Origin of the sequence: Paraburkholderia sp. LEh10, from assembly GCF_017814945.1 — a bacterium.
Classification (GTDB): domain Bacteria; phylum Pseudomonadota; class Gammaproteobacteria; order Burkholderiales; family Burkholderiaceae; genus Paraburkholderia.
On the sequence record NZ_JAGIPX010000022.1, the window covers coordinates 63,530 to 87,200 of the forward strand.

At 63.0% G+C, this 23,671-nt stretch carries 23 protein-coding genes and 1 tRNA gene; 13 read left to right on the top strand and 11 right to left on the bottom strand.

From position 1 onward, the window contains the following. Window positions 1-43 precede the first annotated feature (43 nt). The 5 genes from J8I87_RS19590 to J8I87_RS19610 all read right to left on the bottom strand — a co-directional run bounded on the left by J8I87_RS19590 (window position 44) and on the right by J8I87_RS19610 (window position 6,015). On the bottom strand, window positions 44-478 hold the full coding sequence (locus tag J8I87_RS19590; RefSeq protein ID WP_209933409.1) for a hypothetical protein: 435 nt from the start codon (window positions 476-478) through the stop codon (window positions 44-46). A gap of 132 nt (window positions 479-610) precedes the next feature. After that, the gene (locus tag J8I87_RS19595) at window positions 611-3,625 is read right to left on the bottom strand and encodes a ribonucleoside-diphosphate reductase subunit alpha (protein WP_209933410.1); all 3,015 of its coding nucleotides are present in this window, start codon (window positions 3,623-3,625) and stop codon (window positions 611-613) included. 487 nt (window positions 3,626-4,112) lie between these two features. Beyond that, window positions 4,113-4,745: a 1,6-anhydro-N-acetylmuramyl-L-alanine amidase AmpD gene (gene ampD, locus J8I87_RS19600; protein WP_209933411.1), complete on the bottom strand. Its 633-nt coding sequence runs from the start codon at window positions 4,743-4,745 to the stop codon at window positions 4,113-4,115. After that, window positions 4,742-5,065, bottom strand: coding sequence for a PP0621 family protein (locus J8I87_RS19605; protein WP_209933412.1), 324 nt, complete (start codon window positions 5,063-5,065; stop codon window positions 4,742-4,744). The genes ampD and J8I87_RS19605 overlap by 4 nt, the downstream gene beginning before the upstream one ends. Before the next feature lie 5 nt (window positions 5,066-5,070). Continuing rightward, window positions 5,071-6,015 carry an inner membrane protein YpjD gene (locus tag J8I87_RS19610; protein WP_209933415.1) on the bottom strand — a complete coding sequence of 315 codons (945 nt, stop codon included), beginning with the start codon at window positions 6,013-6,015 and terminating at the stop codon, window positions 5,071-5,073. A gap of 95 nt (window positions 6,016-6,110) precedes the next feature. Here J8I87_RS19610 and ffh point away from each other — a divergent pair, with 95 nt between their 5' ends. Then, the gene (ffh, locus tag J8I87_RS19615) at window positions 6,111-7,478 is read left to right on the top strand and encodes a signal recognition particle protein (protein ID WP_209933416.1); all 1,368 of its coding nucleotides are present in this window, start codon (window positions 6,111-6,113) and stop codon (window positions 7,476-7,478) included. 158 nt (window positions 7,479-7,636) lie between these two features. After that, window positions 7,637-8,188, top strand: a complete 552-nt coding sequence (locus tag J8I87_RS19620) for a hypoxanthine-guanine phosphoribosyltransferase (RefSeq protein ID WP_209933417.1) — start codon at window positions 7,637-7,639, stop codon at window positions 8,186-8,188. 69 nt (window positions 8,189-8,257) lie between these two features. On the opposite strand, the gene J8I87_RS19625 is transcribed toward J8I87_RS19620, so the two are convergent. Next, window positions 8,258-8,863 (bottom strand): MarC family protein, encoded by a 606-nt coding sequence (locus tag J8I87_RS19625; protein ID WP_209933420.1) that lies wholly within the window; start codon window positions 8,861-8,863, stop codon window positions 8,258-8,260. A gap of 12 nt (window positions 8,864-8,875) precedes the next feature. Further along, window positions 8,876-10,612, bottom strand: a complete 1,737-nt coding sequence (locus tag J8I87_RS19630) for a proline--tRNA ligase (RefSeq protein WP_209933421.1) — start codon at window positions 10,610-10,612, stop codon at window positions 8,876-8,878. A gap of 267 nt (window positions 10,613-10,879) precedes the next feature. Here J8I87_RS19630 and J8I87_RS19635 point away from each other — a divergent pair, with 267 nt between their 5' ends. Next, window positions 10,880-11,575 carry an RNA pyrophosphohydrolase gene (locus J8I87_RS19635; RefSeq protein ID WP_209933478.1) on the top strand — a complete coding sequence of 232 codons (696 nt, stop codon included), beginning with the start codon at window positions 10,880-10,882 and terminating at the stop codon, window positions 11,573-11,575. A 75-nt stretch (window positions 11,576-11,650) separates the two neighbouring features. Beyond that, window positions 11,651-12,220, top strand: coding sequence for a CNP1-like family protein (locus tag J8I87_RS19640; protein ID WP_209933422.1), 570 nt, complete (start codon window positions 11,651-11,653; stop codon window positions 12,218-12,220). A gap of 131 nt (window positions 12,221-12,351) precedes the next feature. Here J8I87_RS19640 and proB read toward each other — a convergent pair whose 3' ends face one another. From proB to rplU, 4 genes are all read right to left on the bottom strand, one after another. Beyond that, entirely contained in the window at window positions 12,352-13,470 is a 1,119-nt protein-coding gene (gene proB / locus J8I87_RS19645) for a glutamate 5-kinase (RefSeq protein ID WP_209933423.1), read from the bottom strand. A gap of 73 nt (window positions 13,471-13,543) precedes the next feature. Continuing rightward, a complete protein-coding gene (gene cgtA, locus J8I87_RS19650) occupies window positions 13,544-14,656 on the bottom strand; it encodes an Obg family GTPase CgtA (RefSeq protein ID WP_209933424.1) in 1,113 nt (370 codons plus the stop codon). Between the two features lie 218 nt (window positions 14,657-14,874). Then, window positions 14,875-15,135: a 50S ribosomal protein L27 gene (gene rpmA, locus J8I87_RS19655; protein ID WP_209933425.1), complete on the bottom strand. Its 261-nt coding sequence runs from the start codon at window positions 15,133-15,135 to the stop codon at window positions 14,875-14,877. 24 nt (window positions 15,136-15,159) lie between these two features. Continuing rightward, window positions 15,160-15,471, bottom strand: a complete 312-nt coding sequence (gene rplU / locus J8I87_RS19660; protein ID WP_006025184.1) for a 50S ribosomal protein L21 — start codon at window positions 15,469-15,471, stop codon at window positions 15,160-15,162. A 239-nt stretch (window positions 15,472-15,710) separates the two neighbouring features. Between rplU and J8I87_RS19665 the strand changes: the two genes are divergently transcribed. From J8I87_RS19665 to yacG, 9 genes are all read left to right on the top strand, one after another. After that, complete coding sequence (locus J8I87_RS19665; RefSeq protein WP_209933427.1) at window positions 15,711-16,703, top strand: polyprenyl synthetase family protein; 993 nt, start codon at window positions 15,711-15,713, stop codon at window positions 16,701-16,703. A 41-nt stretch (window positions 16,704-16,744) separates the two neighbouring features. Continuing rightward, window positions 16,745-16,821, top strand: a tRNA-Pro gene (locus J8I87_RS19670). Window positions 16,822-16,966: 145 nt separating this feature from the next. Beyond that, a complete protein-coding gene (locus J8I87_RS19675) occupies window positions 16,967-18,271 on the top strand; it encodes an HlyC/CorC family transporter (RefSeq protein WP_209933428.1) in 1,305 nt (434 codons plus the stop codon). 92 nt (window positions 18,272-18,363) lie between these two features. Further along, a complete protein-coding gene (locus J8I87_RS19680; protein ID WP_245254023.1) occupies window positions 18,364-19,617 on the top strand; it encodes a GspE/PulE family protein in 1,254 nt (417 codons plus the stop codon). Next, window positions 19,614-20,837 carry a type II secretion system F family protein gene (locus J8I87_RS19685; RefSeq protein WP_209933431.1) on the top strand — a complete coding sequence of 408 codons (1,224 nt, stop codon included), beginning with the start codon at window positions 19,614-19,616 and terminating at the stop codon, window positions 20,835-20,837. Before J8I87_RS19680 ends, J8I87_RS19685 begins: the two co-directional genes overlap by 4 nt. Before the next feature lie 31 nt (window positions 20,838-20,868). Then, the gene (locus J8I87_RS19690; RefSeq protein ID WP_209933432.1) at window positions 20,869-21,798 is read left to right on the top strand and encodes an A24 family peptidase; all 930 of its coding nucleotides are present in this window, start codon (window positions 20,869-20,871) and stop codon (window positions 21,796-21,798) included. A gap of 3 nt (window positions 21,799-21,801) precedes the next feature. After that, window positions 21,802-22,404 (top strand): dephospho-CoA kinase, encoded by a 603-nt coding sequence (gene coaE / locus J8I87_RS19695; protein ID WP_209933434.1) that lies wholly within the window; start codon window positions 21,802-21,804, stop codon window positions 22,402-22,404. A gap of 195 nt (window positions 22,405-22,599) precedes the next feature. After that, window positions 22,600-23,355 carry a cell division protein ZapD gene (gene zapD / locus J8I87_RS19700; RefSeq protein ID WP_007747120.1) on the top strand — a complete coding sequence of 252 codons (756 nt, stop codon included), beginning with the start codon at window positions 22,600-22,602 and terminating at the stop codon, window positions 23,353-23,355. A 58-nt stretch (window positions 23,356-23,413) separates the two neighbouring features. Further along, entirely contained in the window at window positions 23,414-23,608 is a 195-nt protein-coding gene (yacG, locus tag J8I87_RS19705; protein WP_209933435.1) for a DNA gyrase inhibitor YacG, read from the top strand. Window positions 23,609-23,671 lie beyond the last annotated feature (63 nt).

Consider the following 23,671-nt stretch of genomic DNA (forward strand, 5'->3'; position numbering starts at 1 on the left):
GATCGGTTTGTACCATCTTTTCACGAGCGTTAAAAGGGTCCGCTCATGAAAAATCCTGTTTTCGATTCGCGTTGCGACCTTGATACAACACTTTGTTCATCAGTGTGTGAAGGGCACGCATTGCGAGTCGATCGAAACGTGTGTCGATGAGGCTTGCTGCACGATCGAAAGAGCGTTGCTTCAGTGACGCGTGTGCGTTGCTTCGACTTCGAAACGATGTCGCTTCGTTCGTGTTGCGTGTCTCTTGCGAAGCAAGTCGGACGTGCGTTGCGCTGTGTGCGTCTGCGCATTCGTCTGCTTGGTCTGCTTCATTCAGCCTGCCGCTGCGGGGCTTCCATCGCAGCAGCCATCTGTCGATACGTAGCACGTGATGTTCCTCGCGGCTTCGACTGACGGAACCTGCTCGACACATTGCGTCGCGAGTCGCCTGATCGAACTGCATTGGCGTCATTCGCTGCACTTCGTCGACGGTTTCCATGAAGACTGCTTCGACTTCGCTTCGCGATGAGCGGCACGTTCCGCATGTGCCGCTCATCTCTAGCTGCGCGCCGCCGGGGAGCACCGGCGGCTGACTGCTGTCCTGCTGACTGCCGTGCTGCTGACTGCGCGCTTACTGGCAGGCTTCGCACTCTTCGAAGCCAGGATCGCCCGGACGCATCATGCACACGGGACCATCCGCTTCCGGCGCTGCCTCGACAGCAGCGGGCACTGCAGTTGCTGCGGCAGCCGGTGCTGCTGCCGATGCCTGGAAGCCGCCCGTCACACCCGCCGAACCCACACCGCCGCCGACGCCGAAACCACCTGCTGCGCCACCCGCGCTGCCGTCGCTCGACGGCACTGCGTTCAGCGCGCCGTGCGCGACCGTCGACTTCTCGACGTGCGTCGCCGCCATCGTGCGCAGGTAGTACGTCGTCTTCAGGCCGCGCAGCCATGCAAGCTTGTAGACCTCGTCGAGCTTCTTGCCCGATGCGCCCGCCATATAGATATTGAGCGACTGCGCCTGGTCGATCCACTTCTGACGGCGCGATGCCGCTTCGACCAGCCACGTGGCGTCGACTTCGAACGCGGTCGCGTAGATCGCGCGCAGGTCGCCCGGCACACGGTCGATGCGCGACAGCGAGCCGTCGAAGTACTTCAGGTCGGCGACCATCACTTCATCCCACAGGCCGCGCGCCTTCAAGTCACGCACGAGGTAGTCGTTCACCACCGTGAATTCGCCAGACAGGTTCGACTTCACGTACAGGTTCTGGAACGTCGGCTCGATACATGCAGACACGCCGATGATGTTCGAGATCGTCGCCGTCGGCGCGATCGCGATGCAGTTCGAGTTGCGCATGCCGTGCGTCGCGATGCGCGAGCGCAGCGCCGTCCAGTCCATCGACTCGCTCGAATCCACTTCGACGTAGCCGCCGCGCGCCTCTTCGAGCAGCTTCAGCGTGTCCTGCGGGAGGATGCCGCGATCCCACAGCGAGCCGCGGTAGGTCGAGTAGCGGCCGCGCTCTTGCGCCAGTTCCGTCGACGCCCAGTATGCGTAGTAGCAGACCGCTTCCATCGAACGGTCGGCGAACTCGACGGCTTCCTGCGACGCATACGGCGTGCGCAGCATGTGCAGGCAGTCCTGGAAGCCCATGATGCCCATGCCGACGGGGCGGTGCTTCAGGTTCGAGTTACGCGCCTTCGCGACCGCGTAGTAGTTGATGTCGATCACGTTGTCGAGCATGCGCATCGCGACGCTGATCGTGCGCTTCAGCTTGTCGTGGTCGAGCGCGAGCGTGCCGTCGGCCTGCTCCTTCAGGTGCGCGACGAGGTTCACTGAGCCGAGGTTGCAGACGGCGATTTCGGTGTCGCTCGTGTTCAGCGTGATTTCCGTGCACAGGTTCGACGAGTGGACGACGCCGACGTGCTGTTGCGGCGAGCGCACATTGCACGGGTCCTTGAACGTGATCCACGGATGGCCCGTTTCGAACAGCATGCCGAGCATCTTGCGCCACAGTTGCGCCGCCGGGATCTTCTTGAACAGCTTGATCTCGCCGCGCGCGACCTTGTCTTCGTAAGCGGTGTAGGCCTTCTCGAAGTCCGCGCCGAACAGGTCGTGCAGGTCCGGGCAGGTGGACGGCGAGAACAGCGTCCAGTCGCCGCCTTCGAGCACACGCTTCATGAACAGGTCGGGAATCCAGTTCGCCGTGTTCATGTCGTGCGTGCGGCGACGGTCGTCACCCGTGTTCTTGCGCAGCTCGAGGAATTCTTCGATGTCGAGGTGCCACGACTCCAGGTACGCGCACACCGCGCCCTTGCGCTTGCCGCCCTGGTTCACGGCGACGGCCGTGTCGTTGACGACCTTCAGGAACGGCACAACGCCTTGCGACTTGCCGTTGGTGCCCTTGATGTGCGAGCCGAGTGCGCGCACGCGCGTCCAGTCGTTGCCCAGACCGCCGGCGAACTTCGACAGCAGCGCGTTCTCCTTCAGCGCTTCGTAGATGCCATCCAGGTCGTCGTCGACCGTCGTCAGATAGCACGACGACAGCTGCGAGCGGCGCGTGCCGGAGTTGAACAAAGTGGGCGTGGACGACATGAAGTCGAAGCTCGACAGCACGTTGTAGAACTCGATCGCGCGCGCTTCGCGGTCGATCTCGTTCAGCGAAAGACCCATTGCGACACGCATAAAGAATGCCTGAGGCATCTCGATGCGCGTGCCGTCGACGTGCAGGAAGTAGCGGTCATACAGCGTCTGCAGGCCGAGGTAGCCGAACTGCAGGTCGCGGTTTGCGTCGAGCGCGGCGCCCAGACGCTTCAGGTCGAACTGCAGCAGCTTGTCGTCGAGCAGTTCGGCTTGCACGCCGCGCTTGATGAAGAGCGGGAAGTACTCGGCATAGCGGCCGGCCATTTCGGCTTGCGTGACTTCCTCTTCGAGAATCTCGCGGCGGATCGTGTGCAGCAGGATTCGAGCCGTGGCCTGGCTGTACGCCGGGTCCTTTTCGATCATCGTGCGCGCAGCGAGGATGGCCGAGTCGTAGACCTGGCTCATCGGCACGCCGTCGTACAGGTTCTTCACCGTCTCCGCGACGATCGGCTCCGCGTTCACGGCATCGCCCGGGTTCGCGCATGCCGACTCGATCAGGCCGCGCAGCGCTGCGAGATCGAGCGGACGCGTGACGCCGTTGTCCGTCACGTTCAGGCCCGGCGCGCCCGCGGGCGCTTCCTCATGGCCGCGCTCCTGGCTGCGCTTCTCGCGGTACAGCACGTAGGCGCGAGCGACGTTGTGCTCGCCCGTGCGCATCAGCGCGAGTTCGACCTGATCCTGAATGTCTTCGATATGGAACGTGCCGCCATTCGGACGGCTGCGCACTAGCGCGCGCACGACGTTCTGCGTGAGCTGCTCGACCAGCTCACGAACGCGCGCCGACGCCGCGCCTTGACCACCGTTGACGGCCAGAAACGCCTTCGTCACCGCGATGGCGATTTTCGACGGCTCGAACGACACCACGCTGCCATTGCGACGGATCACCTTGTAGTCGGCGTAGCCCGTCTGCGGCGCGAGCGCCTGCGCGCCCTGTGCGAGCCCTTCGACGGGGCGGCCAGTGGGTGCGCCCTCGAACCGGGTCGTCACGTTGTCGGTCGTTTGCATGTGCAAAGCTCCTGGTCTTGGAATAGTGCGGAGTTACCGCGGATTAGTACAAACGCTGCGCCACCCCGGACGCATGCGATGAGGCAGAAGAAGAGAAACAGCGGGAAGCGTGAAACAGACAGGCGGGATTCGACGGGTCCGTCTTGAGGTACGTCTTCATCGTGTGTGTCGCGATCACTGGCTGCGCCCTTTTTCTTCGAAGTCGCTGGCGCGCCGGCTCTCTCGCCCGACTGCGCCGCACAATTTTTCAGTGCCGGTAATGCTGACGGCGCCATGCTCGTAGAGCGGGGCGCCGCCTGATCAACACAACATCTTGTGCATCAACTGGTTTACGGCACGAAGTATAGTGTACTGAGCCGCGCGCGCAAATTCTTTTATTTCGTCTGATGGTCTTGACTTTTGGGTAGCCCGCGTCGGATGTAGCCGAGGGCGAAGCACAGCGTTGTCGCGCCGTCGGTTCGCAATCGACAGGCCGGGAATGACGTGCTTACGACGATATCGGCGCGCGCGGCAACGGATGCAGATAGGGGAAGTACTGATCGGCGAGCGCCGTGTCAGATTGCAGACGCTGCCAGTCGAAGTGCGGACCGGGGTCGGTCTTGCGGCCGGGTGCGATGTCGGCGTGACCGGCGAGCGCATCGATCGCGTAGTGCGAAGCGAGCGCTTGCACGAGCGGTGCGAGCGTCTCGTATTGCGCCGCTTCGAAGCGCGTCGCGTCGCTGCCTTCGAGTTCGATGCCGATCGAGAAGTCGTTGCAGCGCTCGCGGCCGAAGAAGTTCGATGCGCCCGCATGCCACGCGCGCTCGTCGCACGACACGTATTGCTCGAGTGCGCCATCGCGACGGATGACGAAATGCGCGGACACCCGCACGCCGCGCAGATGCGTGTCGTAGTACGGATGCGCGTCGCAGTCGAGACGGTTGAGGAACAGATCGGCGATGGCCGGGCCGCCGAATTCGTTCGGCGGCAGACTGATGTTGTGAACGACGATCAGCGTCGGACGCGCGCCGTTCGGACGCACCTCGAAATTCGGCGACGGCAGCTTGCGCGCTTCGTTGATCCAGCCGTTTGCATCGACAGTGAAGCGCGCGACGGTGGGCGGTGCGGCACCTCGGGTCATCGCGCGTCGCGGCCCGTCGGGCGCGTCGCGTAGCGCTTCGCGTGATCGTGCGAGCAGAACGGCTGGCCGTCGACGACCACGGACTCGCTCGTCGGCGCATGCACGCCGCACTCGACGCAACGGATCATCGGCTCGGCGAGCTGGGTCGCGCCTTTGCCGTTCGCGCTGCCGTCAGTACGCGCGCCCGTGTGCGCATGGGTTCCCGCTTGACCGCCCGCCCCCGTGCGCGCCGATGTGCGCGATGCATCCGCGCGGCGCAGCGCCTTCACCAGCCACTGGCCGACGATGAACAACAGGATCAGAAGAAATATTTGTCGCATGACACTCAAACCACAGGACGGTGCAACAGCACCTCGAATACGAAACGGCTGCCGACATACGCGAGCAGCAGCGCGACAAACGACGCGAGCACCCAGCGCAACGCAGCGCGGCCGCGCCAGCCGGACACTCTGCGCGCGGTCAGCAACGCGCCGAACATGACCCACGACAGCAGTGCGAACACGGTCTTGTGATCGAGCTGCAGCGCGCGGTCGAGCAGTTGTTCGTTGAAGAGGATGCCGGAGAGCAGCGTCAGCGTGAGCAGCACGAAGCCCGCGCCGATCAGGCGAAACAGCAGCTTTTCCAACGTGAGCAGCGGCGGCAGCGTATCGAGCCAGCTCGACAGCCAGCCGTTTCCGGCCGCGGCGCTTTGACGCGCGAGCGCGCCGCCGCGCATCGCGTGCAGACGGCGCTCGACGAGCAGCATCAGCACGGCATGCAGCGCGGCGATCACGAACAGGCCATACGCGACGTTTGCGATCAGGAAGTGCAGCTTGAAGAGCGGATCGGCCGCGTACGACAGCACGTGCACACCGCTGAACACGAGCGGCAGAAGCGACGCGACGCATGCGAGCGGCAAGACGAGCAGACGCAGGCCGTCGAGCGGAAAGAAGAAGCTCTCGATCCAGTAGATGCCGGCGCCGAGCCAGAACATTGCGGAGAGCGCGAACGCGAAGCCGAACACCATCGCGTCGTGCGGGAAGATCGTCGTGTGGAGCAGCACGCCATGCGCGAGCAGCGCGACCAGCAGCACGACGCGCGTCGGCATCGTCATGCCGGCGGATGCGTCCGCCAGCCCTCGCCCGGCGCCCGCCGGCAGCGGCGCAGCGGGAGACAGCGGCGGCACGCTTTCGAGCATCGGCTGTGCGGTCGCCTGCCGGTGCGCGCGCCAGCCCGCGACGGCGAGACCGCCGTACAGGAGCGCAGTGAGGGCATACAGTACAATATCCATATTGGAAGTTTACACTAGGCCCTCCCTCCATGACGTGTGCAACGTCGGCCGCTCTGGTGCGGTGACGGAACGGGCCGCACTGCTCATCGCTCCCCATGCTCGACAATCTCACTCAACGGATGGCGCGCGTCGTCAAGACGCTGCGCGGCGAAGCCCGGCTCACCGAGGCGAACACCCAGGAGATGCTGCGCGAAGTGCGCCTCGCGCTCCTCGAAGCGGACGTCGCACTGCCCGTCGTGCGCGACTTCATCTCGAAGGTGAAGGAGAAGGCGCTCGGCGAGGAAGTGATCTCCAGTCTGTCGCCAGGCCAGGCGCTCGTCGGCGTCGTGCAGCGCGAGCTGACGGCCGTGATCGGCGGCGACTACGAAGGCAAGGCCGTCGAGCTGAATCTCAATGTGACGCCGCCCGCGATCATCTTGATGGCGGGTCTGCAGGGTGCGGGTAAAACGACCACGGTCGGCAAGCTCGCGAAGCTGCTGCGCGAGAAATACAGGAAGAAAGTGCTGACGGTGTCGTGCGACGTGTATCGTCCCGCCGCTATCGCGCAGCTGAAGACGGTGACCGAACAGGTCGGCGCCGATTTCTTCCCGTCGCAGCCGGACCAGAAGCCCGTCGATATCGCGCGTGCCGCTGTCGACTGGGCGAAGCGCCACTATCACGATGTGCTGCTCGTCGACACGGCCGGCCGTCTCGGTATCGACGAAGCGATGATGAACGAGATCTCCGCGCTGCATAAGGAGCTCGACCCGGCCGAAACGCTGTTCGTCGTCGATGCGATGCTCGGCCAGGACGCCGTGAACACCGCGAAGGCGTTCAACGACGCACTGCCGCTCACGGGCGTCGTGCTGACCAAGCTCGACGGCGATTCGCGCGGCGGCGCGGCGCTCTCCGTGCGTCATGTGACGGGCAAGCCGATCAAGTTCGTCGGCGTCGCGGAAAAGCTCGACGGCCTCGAGATCTTCTATCCGGACCGGATGGCTAACCGGATTCTCGGCATGGGCGACATTCTCGCGCTCGTCGAGGAAGCGCAGCGCGGCGTCGATGTGCAGGCCGCGCAGAAGCTCGCCGACAAGGTCAAGAAAGGCGGCGACTTCGATCTGAACGATTTTCGCGCGCAGCTCTCGCAGATGAAGAAGATGGGCGGCCTGTCGTCACTGATGGACAAGCTGCCCGCGCAGTTCCAGCAGGCCGCGTCGAACGCCGACATGGGCCAGGCCGAAAAGCAGATGCGCCGCATGGAAGGCATCATCAATTCGATGACGCCCGCCGAGCGCGCAAGGCCCGAGCTGATCAAGGCGACCCGCAAGCGCCGGATCGCGGCGGGCGCGGGCGTGCAGGTGCAGGAAGTCAACCGTTTGCTGAACCAGTACGACCAGATGCGCACGATGATGAAGAAGCTCAAAGGCGGCAATCTGCAAAAGATGATGCGCGGCATGAAGGGCATGCTGCCCGGCATGCGCTGATCTTTCCGTCGTCATTCCGGCCGTTGCGCTTTCGCAAGCAAGGAAGCGCGGCGGCCGCCGCGACCCGGAGTATGCCGAATGAAGGCGCGGGTATATGCTGTAGCGCGCCGGGTCGTTGTCTCTCACACTATGTATACAGTTACCGCCCGCCAGACGTCATGAACCGCGAAGAAGCTCTCCACATTTTCAGCCACTCCGAAGAAATCGTTTCAGCCAGCGACGTCAACGCGTCCATCAACCGTATGGCCGACGCCATCCGCGCCGAGATGGCCGACGACTTTCCGCTCGTGCTGTCGGTGATGGGCGGCGCGGCAGTGTTCACAGGCATGCTGCTGCCGCACCTCGATTTCCCGCTCGAGTTCGACTACATCCACCTCACCCGCTATCGCAACGCGATCAAGGGCAGCGCCGAGATGCAATGGCGCGTCGCGCCCGCCGAGTCGGTGAAGGACCGCGTCGTGCTCGTGCTCGACGACATCCTCGACGAAGGCGAGACGATGGCCGCGATCCGCGACCGGATCATGGCGATGGGCGCGAAGCGCTTCATGAGCGCGGTGCTGTGCGAGAAGATCATTCCGAAGGCGAAGCCGCTGCGTCCGGACTTCTGCGGCTTCGAAGTGCCCGACCGCTATGTGTTCGGCTGCGGAATGGACGCGAAGGGATACTGGCGCAATCTGCCCACGATCCGCGCGCTGACGGAAGGTGCATAACGCGACCGAACTCCGGCGACAGACACGAAAAAAGCGACCTCGAGGGTCGCTTTTTTGTTGCTGCTTCGGCTAGTGATCGAGTTGATGCACGAAAGTGCGGATGCCGCCCAGCATCATCTCGACTGAAATCGCGACGAGCACGAGACCCATCAACCGCTCGAACGCCATCACCGTACGCTCGCCGAGCCATTGCTGGATGCGCTCCGCCATCACCAGCACGATCGCGCAGCCGATCATCGTGACGGTGAGAGCCGCCACCCATTCGGCCATCTTGTTCGGCGCCTGCGATGTCAGCAACATCACCGTCGCGAGCGCGGACGGTCCGGCGAGCGCCGGAATCGCGAGCGGCACGATCAACGGTTCGGCCGCGCGAGTGTCCGCGCCGAACGGGCCGTCGGGATGCGGAAAGATCATCCGCAGCGCGATCAGAAACAGCACGATCCCGCCGCCGATGCGCAATGACAGATCGGTGAGGCTCATCATCCGCAGAAAGCGGTCGCCGACGAGCATGAACACCAGCAGGATCACGAACGCGATGGCAACTTCGCGCAGGATCACGCGGATGCGCCGGTGAGGCGTAACACCCCGCAAGCAGTTGATGAAGAGCGGGATGTTGCCGAGCGGATCAGTGATGAGAACGAGCAGGACGGTCGCGGACAGGAAGTTGTACTCCACCGTCCGCCCCGATCAGTGCGCGAGCGCCGCTTTGATCTTCTCGATCACGGCCTGCGCCGCACCCTCGACGGGCAGTAGCGTCGCTTCCGCTTCGCGGCGGCCCTGATACTCGATCTTGCCGTCCTTGAGGCCGCGATCGCCGATCACGAGACGATGCGGCACGCCGATCAGTTCCCAGTCCGCGAACATCACGCCGGGGCGCTCGCCGCGATCGTCGAGAATCACGTCGATGCCCGCCGCGACGAGTTCGTCATGCAGCTTGTCCGCCTGCTCGCGCACGGCGTCGCTGCGGTCGTAGCCCATCGGGCACAGCACGACTTCGAACGGCGCGATCGCTTCCGGCCAGATGATGCCCTTGTCGTCAAAGTTCTGTTCGATCGCCGCGCCGAGGATGCGCGTGACGCCGATCCCGTAGCAGCCCATCTGCATGGGCTGCGGCTTGCCCGATTCGTCGAGGAACGTCGCGTTCATCGCTTCCGAGTACTTGGTGCCGAGCTGGAACACGTGACCGACTTCGATGCCGCGGCAGATATCGATGACGCCCTTGCCGTCCGGCGACGGATCGCCCTTCTTCACGTTGCGGATGTCGGCGACGACAGGCTCGGGCAGATCGCGGCCCCAGTTCACGCCCGTCGTGTGGAAATCGACTTCGTTCGTGCCGACAACGAAATCGCTCATGTTCGCGACCGTGCGATCCGCGATCACCTTGACGGGCTTCTTCGTGTTCAGCGGCCCGAGGTAGCCCGGCGGCGTGCCGAACCACTCGACGATTTCTTCTTCGGTCGCGAAGCGGTACTCGGCGAGACCCGGCAGCTTGTTCGTCTTGATTTCGTTCAGATCATGGTCGCCGCGCAGCATCAGCAGCCAGATGGTCGGCTCGGCGCCTTCGTTGTCAGTAGCGAGAACGATCGACTTGATGGTGCGCTCGAGCGGAATGTCCAGATACTCAGCGACGGCTTCGCACTTCGCCTTGCCCGGCGTCGGCGTCTTCTTGAGCTCTTCCTTCGGCGCGGCGCGTGCGGCGATCAACGGCAACGCTTCGGCCGCTTCGACGTTCGATGCAAAGTCGGAAGTCGGGCAATACGCGATGTCGTCCTCACCCGTATCGGCGATCACGTGGAATTCGTGCGAACCGCTGCCGCCGATCGAACCGTTGTCCGCCGCGACCGCGCGGAAATCGAGGCCCAGGCGCGTGAAAATGCGCACGTACGCGTCGTACATCTTGCGATACGACTCCTGCAGGCCGTCCGCGTCCTTATCGAACGAATACGCGTCCTTCATGATGAACTCGCGGCCGCGCATCACGCCGAAACGCGGGCGAATCTCGTCTCGGAACTTCGTCTGAATCTGATAGAAGTTCACGGGCATCTGCCGGTAGCTCTTGATCTGATTGCGCGCGATGTCCGTCACGACCTCTTCGTGCGTTGGCCCGATCACGAAGTCGGTCTGCTTGCGGTCCTTGAAGCGCAACAGCTCGGGACCATATTTTTCCCAGCGGCCCGATTCCTGCCACAGCTCCGCCGGCTGCACGGCCGGCATCAGCAGTTCGATCGCGCCCGCCCGGTTCATTTCTTCGCGCACGATCGCTTCCACCTTGCGGATAGAACGCAGGCCAATTGGCAGATAGTTGTAGATGCCGCCAGCAACGCGACGGATCATGCCGGCACGAACCATGAGCTTGTGACTGACGATTTCCGCGTCGGCGGGCGCTTCCTTCAGGGTGCCAATAAAGAAACGGGAGGCTTTCATTCAGAATTTTCCAAAAGCGGCGGACCAAAGGGGCCGCCCGAAAAGGTAAGACGATGGGTTCAAGCGCCTGCGCGCCGATCCTGCCGGCACACGCCAGAGCGAGATTGTCGCACGCGCCGGTTTTTGCCCAACGGCGTCGGCAAGCGGCTGTCGCAGCGGCGGGCGCTGCTTGTTACAGCCGATCGCGCCAATCTGGTGCGAAGCGGTGCGTTAGACCCGTTATCTGTTTATAATCAAAGCAATTTTAAAGGATTCGAAGGTGGTTGTATGCTGGATCGTGAAGGCTTTCGCCCGAACGTCGGCATCATCCTCTTGAACGCTCACAACGAGGTGTTTTGGGGCAAGCGGCTCCGTGAACATTCCTGGCAGTTTCCGCAAGGGGGCATCAAATACGGTGAGACCCCAGTGCAAGCGATGTATCGGGAGTTACACGAAGAAACCGGCCTGCTTCCAGAGCACGTCAAGGTTATCGGTCGCACGCGCGACTGGTTGCGTTATGAGGTGCCTGACAAGTTCATCAAGCGTGAGGTTCGCGGTCACTACCGCGGCCAGAAGCAGATCTGGTTCTTGCTCAGGATGGTTGGACGCGATTGCGACATCTGTTTGCGCGCGACCGATCACCCCGAGTTCGATGCCTGGCGCTGGAACGAGTACTGGGTGCCGCTCGACTGTGTGATCGAGTTCAAGCGGGATGTGTATCAGCTGGCGTTAACGGAATTGTCCCGCTTCCTGCGGCGCCCTGCGCCGCGCACGGAACGGCCCGGTGGACATCATCACGGGCAGCGCTATCCGCGGATGGCGTCGTCGGTGAATGCGCCGCCAGGCGCGTCGATGGGGTCTGCTGCTACCGTGACCACGGTCACGACGACGATTGCCGTCCAAACGACGCTGCGTGCGACAATCGGGTCGGACTGTTCGTCGACGGAAGACCCGATCGCTCACGTGCCGGGGTTGCGCGATTGACACTGTGCGGCTGTTCACGCCGCATCTGCCGGTGCGGCGTGAGACACGCTGCGCCGGCGTTTCGAGGAAATCATATTGAAAGTATTTGCTTTCGCCGTGGCATGCGTCGCCACGGGCGTTCTGCTGGCTGGCTGTTCGAGCACCAAGAGTTCCACTCCGTCCGACGGACCCAAGAGCGACTTTCAGTACCTGTTCGACCGGCCGTCGACGTGGACCGAAAAGAAAGTCGATACGCTCCCGCCCATGCCGCAGCCGGGCAATCTGCTGCCTTTCAACGTCTCGCAGAACACCCCGCTTCAGTTCGCACTCGATGCGAAATCGCTGACGGTCGATAACGACGGCGTAATCCGTTACACCGTGGTGATCATGAGCCCAAGCGGCGCCCGCAACGTGAACTACGAAGGCATCCGCTGCGAAGACTACTCGTGGAAGCTGTATGCGGGTCTCAATGCGGACCACGACGGATGGGACCGCACGGTCGAAAACGACTGGACGCGCATCGAGAACGGCGACCTGAATGCCTATCACGCAGCGCTCTATCAGGATTATTTCTGCACGAGCAAGATGCCCGTGGGCAAGGCGGAAACGATCCTGAACAACATTAAATACAAGCGCGCGAACAGCACGCTGATTCGCGGCGGTTGATCGGGCTGATTCGTGCTGCGCGCATGAGCGCAGAGCACACCCTTCCCCACGACAGCATGACAAAAAAGCCGTCCCATCTTTCGATGGGACGGCTTTCGTGTTTCTTGGGCCTTCCTCGGGCTGGCGGGATGCTAGACGAGCACCAGATTGTCCCGGTGGATGAGCTCAGGCTCGAGCATGTAGCCCAGCACGGACTCGATTTCGCCGCTCGGTCGACGCTGAATCAGCTTCGTCTCCGCGCTGCTGTAGTTCGTCAATCCGCGCGCGACTTCGCGCCCGGAAGCGTTCAGGCACGCAATCACTTCGCCGCGCGCAAACGCACCCTGCACGCCGATGACGCCGATCGGCAGCAGGCTCTTGCCGCCTTCCGTGAGTTTCTCGACCGCACCATCGTCGATCACCACATGCCCACGCACCTGCAGATGGTCCGCCATCCATTGCTTGCGCGCGGCCATGCGCGCGGTGCGCGCGATCAGCTGGGTGCCGATCGCCTCGCCCGACGCAAGCCGCGCCAGCACGTCCGCCTCGCGGCCGCTTGCGATCACCGTATTCGCGCCACTGTGAGCTGCGCGTTTCGCCGCGAGAATTTTCGTCAGCATGCCGCCGCGGCCGATGCTCGAGCCGGCGCCGCCCGCCATCGCCTCGAGTTCCGGCGTCCCGGCGTCGGCCTGCTGGACGAGCGTCGCGGTGGGGTCCTTGCGTGGATCGGCGGTGAACAGACCTTGCTGGTCGGTGAGAATGATCAGCGCATCGCCTTCGATCAGATTTGCGACCAGCGCGCCGAGCGTATCGTTGTCGCCGAATTTGATTTCGTCGGTGACGACGGTGTCGTTCTCGTTGATGATGGGGACGACGCCGAGTCGCAGCAGCGTCAGCAGCGTCGAGCGCGCGTTCAGATAGCGCTCGCGGTCTGCCAGGTCGGCGTGCGTCAGCAAGATTTGCGCGGTGCGGATCGAGTGCTCGGCGAAGCGGCTTTCGTAGACCTGCGCGAGCCCCATCTGCCCCACAGCCGCCGCCGCCTGCAATTCGTCGATTTCCCGCGGACGCTTGGTCCAGCCGAGACGCTGCATGCCCTCGGCGATCGCGCCTGAACTGACGAGCACGACTTCCTTCCCTTGCTCGCGCAGCGCGGCAATCTGGGCGGCCCAGCGGCCAATTGCCGCATGATCGAGGCCGCGTCCGTCGTTCGTGACGAGGCTCGACCCGACTTTGACTACCAATCGCCTGGAATCTGCGATAACGGAACGCATTGTGCGCGGTCTCCAAGATGATTCGTTAGGCCGGCGCATGCTGGGGGTGCGCCGGCGTCCGGGGTACGGCTGCTTACTCCTGCGGTTCGGCCGGTGCGCCCGTGCCGCCCGCCTGCTGCTCCCGGAACCGTACGTCGGCGGCCAGATCTTCGGCTTCGGCCGCGCGATGCGCATCCGAGTGCTCGGCCAGATAGTCGTACACGGCGTAGCACAGGTTCTCGCAACCCTGGCCGGTCAGCGCCGAAATCTCGAAAACGGGACCGTCCCACTCGAAATCCTTCAGGAAGCGGTCAACACGCGCTTTCCGCTCGTCTTCCGGGACCATGTCGAGCTTGTTCAGCACAAGCCAGCGCGGCTTGCCGTGCAGTTCTTCATCGTATTTGCGCAACTCGTTCACGATCGCTCTCGCTTCCGCGACGGGATCGACGGCTTCATCGAAGGGCGCGAGATCGACGATGTGCAGCAGCAGACCCGTGCGCTGCAAATGCCGCAGGAACTGGTGGCCGAGGCCCGCACCTTCCGCCGCGCCTTCGATCAGACCGGGAATGTCGGCGATCACAAAGCTGCGGCTCGGCCCGACGCGCACCACGCCAAGATTTGGCGCGAGCGTCGTGAACGGATAATCCGCGATTTTCGGCTTCGCGTTCGACACTGATGAAATAAACGTCGACTTCCCCGCGTTCGGCATGCCCAGCAAGCCGACGTCCGCGAGCACTTTCAGTTCGAGGCGCACCATGCGGCGCTCGCCCGGCTTGCCGTCCGTCTTCTGGCGCGGCGCGCGGTTCGTACTCGATTTGAAGTGCAGATTGCCGAGGCCGCCCGCGCCGCCCTGCGCGACGCGCACAACCTGATTGTGCTCGGTGAGGTCGGCGATCAGTTCGCCCGTGTCCATGTCCGTGATGATCGTGCCGACGGGCATGCGCAGCGTGATGTCGTCGCCGCCCTTACCGTAGCAATCCGAGCCGCGGCCGTTCTCGCCGTTGCGCGCCTGATGCTTTTTCGCGTAGCGGTAGTCGATCAGCGTGTTGATGTTGCGATCCGCAACTGCGTAGACGCTGCCGCCACGGCCGCCGTCGCCACCATCCGGACCGCCGAACGGGACGAATTTCTCCCGGCGCATCGACGCGCTGCCATCCCCTCCGTCGCCGGCGATGACTTCGATCCTCGCTTCGTCAATGAACTTCATGCGTTACTCCGTCCCGTTTGTATTGCTATTTTGCCGCGCGTCACGCGCATGCACCATTGGCCGATTGGCCAGGTTGACTCGATTCTTGTCCAATCGCGACATGACATGCCGCGACTAGCTGCGTTGCGAATGAAAGATCGCAGATGCTCCGCAAACAAAAAGGCCCCGCAAACTTCGCGGGGCCTTTTTCCGGTCCTGAAGCCCGTGTCTGATCAGTTTCAGACAGCCGGGACGACGTTGACCGTGTGCTTCTTGTCGGCGCCCTTCGTCGTGAACTTGACGTGGCCGTCGATCAGTGCGAACAGCGTGTGATCCTTGCCGATACCGACGTTTTCACCTGCGTGCATGCGCGTGCCGCGCTGACGCACGATGATGCCGCCAGCGAGGATCGCCTGACCGCCGTAAACCTTCACGCCGAGGCGCTTCGACTCGGAGTCGCGGCCGTTCCGGGAAGAGCCGCCTGCCTTTTTGTGTGCCATGTGATTACTCCTTGCCCGATGCGCTTACGCGTTGATCGCGTCGATGCGCAGTTCGGTATAGTTCTGGCGGTGGCCGCCATGCTTTTGGTAGTGCTTCCGGCGACGCATCTTGAAGATGGTCACTTTGGCGTGACGACCGTGCGACACAACGGTAGCCTTGACGGAAGCCCCACTGACCAGCGGCGTACCGAATTTAATCGATTCGCCTTCGCCCACTGCGAGAACCTGGTCGAGCGTGATTTCAGCGTCAATGTCTGCCGGTATCTGTTCTACTTTAAGTTTTTCGCCGACAGCAACCTTGTACTGCTTGCCGCCGGTTTTTATGACCGCGTACATTGAAAACCTCACTCTGGATTCATTTTTCCGACGCACCACGCGCGGAAACCCTCGATTATACATAGAGTTAGCTGCGCGGTCAAAACAGAGTTGACAACGCCCGCGCTTTCCCGTCCCGCACGCGGCAGCACGCGATATGCGCGGCCCATCAAGGCCAAAACGGCCATGATCGATGGCTGTGCGGCGCGGAAATGCCGCAGTTCGCCTTATAATTCGCGGCACTACCCGAATTCGTCACCATGTCGTCAACCGCCACCCCCACCCCAAACGCCACCAATCTGCTCGCTCCGATCGCCGAAGACATGCAGCAGGTGAATCGCGTCATCCGGCACCGTCTGGCGTCCGAGGTGATGCTGATCAACCAGATCTCCGAGTACATCATCAGTGCCGGAGGCAAGCGGCTGCGCCCCGCGCTGCTCCTGCTCGTGGCCGGCGCGCTCGGCGACAAGACGGGGTATCGGCACGAACTGGCAGCCGTCGTCGAGTTCATCCACACGGCGACGCTGCTGCATGACGACGTCGTCGACGAATCCGACCTGCGGCGCGGCCGTCAGACGGCGAACGCGCTATTCGGCAATGCGGCTAGCGTACTGGTCGGCGACTTTCTGTATTCGCGCGCCTTTCAGATGATGGTCGGTGTGGGAAAAATGCGCGTGATGGAAATTCTTTCCGAAGCGACAAACATCATTTCCGAGGGCGAAGTTCTTCAGCTGTTGAACATGCACGACGCCGACGTCGACGAAGCGCGCTACATGCAAGTGATCCGCTACAAGACAGCCAAGCTGTTCGAAGCGGCCGCCCAGCTAGGCGCCGTGCTGTCGGGCGCGGACGCGACGACGGAGGCGGCCGCCGCCGAATTCGGACGCCGAATTGGCACCGCATTCCAGATCATGGACGACTGGCTCGACTACACGGGCACGCCCGAGTCGATGGGCAAGAACGCCGGGGATGACCTGCGCGAAGGCAAACCGACGCTGCCGCTCATCTACCTGATCGAGCGCGGCACGCCGGAGCAGGCGGCGCTCGCGCGCGAGGCGATCGAACAAGGCGGCACGGACCGTTTCGACGAAATCTTCGACGCGATCACGCGTTCGGGTGCGCTCGATCACACGCTGGAATGCGCGAAGCAGGAAGCGCAAGCAGCCGCAGCAGCAATTTCTTCGTTCCCCGGTTCCATTTACAAGGAAAGCCTGCTAGAATTATGTTCTTACTCGACGACGAGACAGTCTTGAACTGGACTGAAACGCCGTAGCAGTCTGCATCGAGTACAAATCGGGGTGTAGCTTAGCCTGGTAGAGCGCTACGTTCGGGACGTAGAGGCCGGAGGTTCGAATCCTCTCACCCCGACCAGATTTTGAAAAACCGCGCAATGCGCGGTTTTTTTTCGTCCGCTGCTCGCACAGGCCCGCAAACCCACTGGCCGCCTCGGCCAATGAGGGCTGTCCGGACCCTCTGCTATATTCTCCCCATCCCTCCCCTTCTCTATTCACGTCGCGTGGAACAACTTCCCTTATGGGCGCAAATAGGCGCCGTCGTCCTGCTTCTCATCTGCTCCAGCTTCTTTTCCATTACCGAGACGGCGATGATGGCGATCAATCGCCACCGCCTCAAGCATCTCGCCACCAAAGGCGCGCTCGGCGCGAAAACCACGCAGGGCCTCCTCGCGCGCACCGATGAACTGCTGAGCGCCGTGCTGATCGGCAATAACCTGTTCAACACGATCATTCCCGTGCTCACCACGTCGATCGCGTTGCACACGTTCGGCAGCAATAGCCTCGTGCTGTCGATCGCGACGGGCATCGTCGCGTTTCTTATCATCGTGTTCGCGGAAATCACGCCGAAGATCGTCGGCGCGACGTTTCCGGAAAAGATCGCGCTGCCGGCGAGCCTGCTGATCGCGCCGCTCATGCGCGTGTCGAAGCCGCTGATCTGGTTCGTGAACCTGTTCGCCAACAGCATCCTGCGCGTGCTGCACATCAACACGAAGAACGCGCACGAGCAGCGGCTGTCGACGGAGGAATTGCGCACCATCGTGCTCGAGTCGGGCAGCTTCATGCCGACCAAGCACCGCAGTATCCTGTTGAACCTGTTCGATCTCGAGAACATCACCGTCGACGATGTGATGATCCCGCGCCGCCGCATCGAGGCGCTCGACTTCGACGCACCGTTCGAGCAGATCCTGCATCAGCTCGAGACCTGCTACCACAACAAGCTGATCGTCTATCAGGGCGACTTCGACCGAGTACTCGGCGTACTCCACGTGCGCAAGACGCTCGCAGCCCTGCACAACCAGGAACTGGAGCGCGAGACGTTGCGCGAACTGCTTGCCGACCCGTACTTCGTGCCGACGGGCACACCCGTTTTCCAGCAGCTTCAATACTTCCAGGAAAGCCGCCATCGCATTGCGCTCGTCGTCGACGAATACGGCGAACTGCAAGGCCTCGTCACGCCCGAGGACATTATCGAGGAGCTGATCGGCGAATTCACGACATCCGTGCCGCGTAGCGCAGGCTCTCGCGGCGGCTGGAATGAAGACGGTGAGTGCATCGTCGCGGGCAGTATGCCCCTGCGCGAACTGAATCGCTGGCTCCAACTAAAGCTCCCGACGGACGGCCCTAAGACACTCAATGGACTGATCCTCGAAATTCTCGAAGAGATTCCCGAAGGCGATGTTTGCGTGAAGATCGGAGACATCAAGGTCGAAGTGATGCGCAGCGACGACCAGGCCATCAGAACGGTCAAGATCTTTCGCCCCGGCCCTCCGCCCGGTTCCAAGATCAAGCGCCTCGTTGGCCGCTGACGATACCTGGCCATTCGGCCGAATAGCCGCCACGCGCACGATCCCCGATGATGAAGCCGTCATGTCCTGCAGGCGGCTCAAGCCGGTTTTCGATGCGCATTTCTCGTCCTACCGTCACGCCTTCGGGCAACGTTATTGCAAACCGGCAAGCGCTGCAACCGTCCACAGCCGATGCGGACAACCCACCCGCCGTCCGCCTGCTGAACGATACGCTGCAGGAAGCCGCGCGCCTGAATGCATCGGATCTGCACATCGAACCAATGGAGCGCGGCTGGCGTATGCGCCTGCGCGTCGACGGCGTACTGCATGAGCTTGCCCGGCCGCCTGCCCATCTGCGTGACGCGTTCATCACGCGCGTGAAAGTGCTGGCGCGCATGGACATCGCGGAGCGCCGCGTGCCGCAAGACGGGCGCTTGCGCCTGCCCGTCGGGGCGGCCCGGGTCGAAGACTATCGCGTGAACTCGCTGCCAACGCTGTTCGGCGAAAAGCTCGTATTGCGCCGGCTCGACGCTCTGCCCGCAGATCTCTCACTCGATTCGCTCGGGCTCACGCCCGTTCAGCGTGACATCGTGGACCGTTCGATCCGCTCGCCACACGGGCTAGTCCTCGTCACGGGCCCGACGGGCAGCGGCAAGACAATGTCGCTGTATTGCTTCCTGCAACTGCTGAATGCCGAGTCGCGCAATCTCTGCTCAGTGGAAGATCCGGCGGAAATCCAGCTTGCGGGCATCAATCAGGTCAGCGTTCGCGAAAAGGCCGGGCTCACATTCGCCGTCGCGTTGCGCGCGTTCCTTCGGCAGGACCCGGACGTGATCATGGTCGGCGAGATCCGCGACGAAGAGACAGCGGATGTCGCCGTCAAAGCCGCTCAAACGGGGCACCTGGTCTTGTCGACGCTGCATACGAACGATGCGCCCGCAGCGATCGCGCGCCTGATCGACATCGGCGTCGAGCCGTACAACCTCGCAGCTGCCTTGCGTCTCGTCACAGCGCAGCGGCTGGTGCGTCGTCTGTGCGCGGCATGCAGGCAGCCTGTGGTGGAAACGCCCGCGGCGCTGCGCTCCGCCGGCGTCCCGGACGAAGCATTAACGCTATGGCGACCGTACGTTCCGCGTGGTTGCGATGCCTGTCACGGTATCGGCTTTCGCGGACGCGTCGGCATCCATCAGGTGATGCCCGTCTCAGACGCGATGCGCGAACTCATCGTCGCACGTGCTGGCACACATCAGATCGCGCGCCAGGCGCATGCCGAACACGTCCAGACGCTGCGTGAAGCGGCGCTGGCCCGTGCATTCGACGGCACGACAAGTCTCGCCGAAGCATTGAGCGCAACGGAGGTCGCATGACTACTCCAGAAAGCTTCGACGAGCAGCGCTTCATGTGGCGCGCGTTCGACGCGCAAGGTGTGCGTCGGCGCGGCACGGTGATCGCGCCCGATCTTTCCTCGGCTCGCGCCATGCTGAAGCGGGACACGCTATATGCCGTCGAATGGTCCGCGCGTGGCGCAGCGCCCAGGCCGAATGCGCGCACGGCGGAGGTCACGCTGTTCACCCGCCAGCTATCGAGTCTGCTACGCGCGGGCTTGCCGCTTGCGTCTTCGCTCGAACTGTTGGCGCGCACATCGGACGAGTCCGAGCGGACCAAGAGCATGCCGCGCATCGTCAGCGCGCTGGCCCGCGACATCACAGCGGGCCTCGACTTTTCGTCGGCGCTCGCGCGTCATCCGGCGCAATTCGGCCCGCTGTATTGTCAGTTGATCGACGTGGGCGTTGCGTCTGGCGCGCTGCCCGCCGTCCTCGCCCGGCTCGCCGACGATCGCGAGCGCGCCGCCGCACAGCGAGCGAAGGTGCGCGCCGCGCTCACCTATCCCGTCGCGATCCTGCTGCTCGCCATCGCAATCACGGCTGCGCTGCTGGTGTGGGTGGTCCCGACGTTCAAGCAGATCTTCGACGGCTTCGGCGCGAAGCTGCCCGTCCCGACACAACTGGTTCTCGCGATGTCTGCCGCCGCCGGCCGCTGGAGCGCGCCGCTTGCATCGATCGGCTGCGCGCTCGTGTTCATGACGCGCCATGTATTGCGACGCTCGGAAGCGGCGCGCCTGCAATTTGCGCGCGCGATATTGCATCTGCCGATTGCCGGCTCCTTGCTCACTACGCTCTGCGCGGCACGCTGGAGCCGGGCGCTCGGCACATTGCTGTCGGCGGGCACGCCACTCGCCGATGCATTCGATTCGCTCACGCACGCAACCGGCAACGCATGGTTCGATCGCGCAACCACCACTATCTCCGCGCAGTTGCGGCGCGGCGTGCGGCTCGCGCCCGCCATGCGGGAAGCACGATGCTTTCCCGAGGAAATCGTGCAGCCTGTGGCCGTCGCCGAGGAATCGGGCACGCTGGACACGATGCTGCTCGATGTGGCGTCGTTGAGTGATCGACAGGTAGACGAAAAGATCGCCGGTCTCGCGAGCCTGTGCGAGCCGCTCGTCATCGTGGTGCTGGGCGGGCTCGTGGGCGGCCTCGTGATCGCGATGTATCTTCCCATCATCCAACTCGGCAACGTGGTGTAGTAGCATCGCAGCCGAATCCAAACAATCGATCATGCCGACCACGCTCACATCCGTGTCAGAACTCACCCTCAGCGGTCCGCTTGCCAGGTTCGCCGACAGCCTCGGCGCGGCCTTCGGCTCGCTGCCCGCGGCCGCGCAGATTGCGTTCGTCGTTGTGTTCGGCCTGGTGATCGGCAGCTTCCTGAATGTGGTCGTGCATCGCTTGCCAATCATGCTGGAACGCGCGTGGCGCGCGGAAGTGAGCGACGCGACAGGCCACGCATTCGACGAAGATGACCTGCCCGCGCGCTACAACCTGTGGGTGCCGCGCAGCGCCTGTCCTCACTGCGGCCACGCGTTGCGCGCATGGGAAAACATCCCTCTCTTCAGCTACCTCGCGCTTCGCGGCCGCTGCTCGCAATGCAATGCGCCCGTGAGCTTTCGCTATCCGCTGATCGAACTGTCGAGCGCCGCGCTCGCGCTCGCCGCGTTCGTCACGTTCGGCGCGACGGGCGCGGCACTCGCCGCATTCGGCCTGTGCGCCACACTGCTGGCAATGAGCGCGATCGATATCGACACGCATCTGCTGCCCGACTCGATGACCTTGCCATTGTTGTGGGCCGGCCTGATCGTCAATTTCAACGCGGTGTTCGCGAGCTTGCACGATGCAGTGATCGGAGCGATCGCGGGCTACCTCGTGCTGTGGTGCGTGCATTGGCTGTTCAAGATCGTGCGCGGCGTCGAAGGAATGGGTTACGGCGATTTCAAGCTGCTTGCCGCGCTCGGCGCCTGGCTCGGATGGACTGCGCTGCCGCAAATCATTCTTATTGCCGCCGTGACGGGCGCCCTTGTCGGACTTATCGCGACATGGATCGGCCGCATGCGCTTCGAAGAGCCGTTGCCGTTCGGTCCATTCCTCGCGGCTGGCGGCGCCATCACGCTCTTTATCGGCACGCCGCTCTATCTGACTTTGGGGGGCTGACGCATGTTTGCTGTTGGATTGACGGGAGGCATTGGCAGCGGCAAGTCCACGGTCGCCGATCTGTTCGCGAAGCGCGGCGTGACGATCGTGGATACCGATGTGATCGCACATCGCGTCACCGCGCCACATGGGTCCGCGATGGCCGCCATCGCATCGGAGTTCGGCGCATCGTTCGTGGCCGCCAACGGTTCGCTCGATCGCGCCCGCATGCGCGCGCTGGTTTTCAGTGACGAGAACGCTCGCAAACGCCTCGAAGCAATCACACATCCGTTGATTCGCGCAGAGACGGAGCGCGAGCGGCAGCAGGCGCAAGGGCCGTATGTGATCGTCGTGGTACCGCTGCTCGTCGAATCGGGTAGCTGGAAAACACGCGTGAACCGCGTGCTGGCCGTCGACTGCAGCATCGAGACGCAGATCGCGCGCGTGATGCGCCGCAATGCGTTCACGCGCGAGCAGGTGCTCGCGATCATCGGACGCCAGGCCACACGAGAAGCACGACTCGCTGCCGCCGACGACGTGATCGTGAACGATGGCGCCACGCTCGAAGAACTCGACGTTGATGTCGATCAGCTTCACCACACGTATGTTTCACTTGCGGCTGCGTAAGCCGTAAGCGATTCTGTTGAGCGTTCGTTAAGCGGGTGCATGTTGTCGGAAACAGCGCGAGCACGCAACGATTGCGCGCAATCTCGCGCAAAGATTGACAGAAGCTCGCGCAAATAGTGTGTGATTGCTAGGGTAGTCTCACGGCATTAGAATGTCCTGCAATTCCGTCACCGACCACGCCCGAGGCGAGCCCGCTTGATTCTTTACGAGTATCCCTTCAACGAGCGAATCCGGACGCTGCTGCGCCTCGAAGATCTGTTCGAGCGTTTCACGTTCTTTCTGACTCAGGAAGATGCCAGGGAACATCACGTCGCGCTGACTACGCTGTTCGAAATCTCCGAAGTGGCGGGCCGCGCCGATCTGAAATCGGATCTGATGAAGGAACTGGAGCGGCAGCGTCAAACGCTCGCTCCATTTCGCGGCAACCCGGGCATCGAACAAAACGCGCTCGAAGCCGTCCTCGGCGAAATCGAACAGACGCTTGCCGGGCTGACGCAGATGCAAGGCAAAACTGGCCAGCATCTTGCTGATAACGAGTGGCTCGCAAGCATTCGCAGCCGCGCCATCATTCCTGGCGGAACCTGCAAGTTCGATCTGCCGTCGTATTACGCGTGGCAGCAGACGCACCCGGACCAGCGCCGCCAGGACATCGCCAAGTGGGTGATGCCGCTTCTGCCGCTGCGCGACGCGGCTGCCATCGTGTTGCGACTCGCACGTGAATCGGGGCAGGCATCGAAAGTGATGGCGATGCAGGGCAGTTATCAGCAGATGCTGTCGGGCCGCACCTATCAGCTGATGCAAGTGCGCGTGGCACCGGAATTGCGAGTGATCCCGGAAGCGAGCGCCAACAAGTACATGCTGTGGGTGCGCTTCACGGTGCAGGATGGGGATTTGCGTCCGCGCGCGGTCGACGTCGACGTGCCGTTCCAGTTGACGCTGTGCAGTCTTTAATCCGCGCGGCAAGGCCTCAACTACTTAGCCTCACCGTTTTGCGATTGAACGCCTATCGATGGTCACTGTAGTCAAATGCCCCACCTGCGGAAAAGATGTCCGCTGGACACCTGAGAACCGCTACCGCCCGTTCTGTTCCGAGCGCTGCAAGCAGATCGATCTCGGCGCCTGGGCCGCCGAGAAATACAAGATCGGTGGCACCGACGAAGAACCGCCAACCGACGACACGCACGGCGAGAACCGCTCGCACTGAGCACTCGCCTCGCTTTTCAATCGTCACCAGCGCAGTCGCGTACCCTCGACTGCGCCTTCAGCT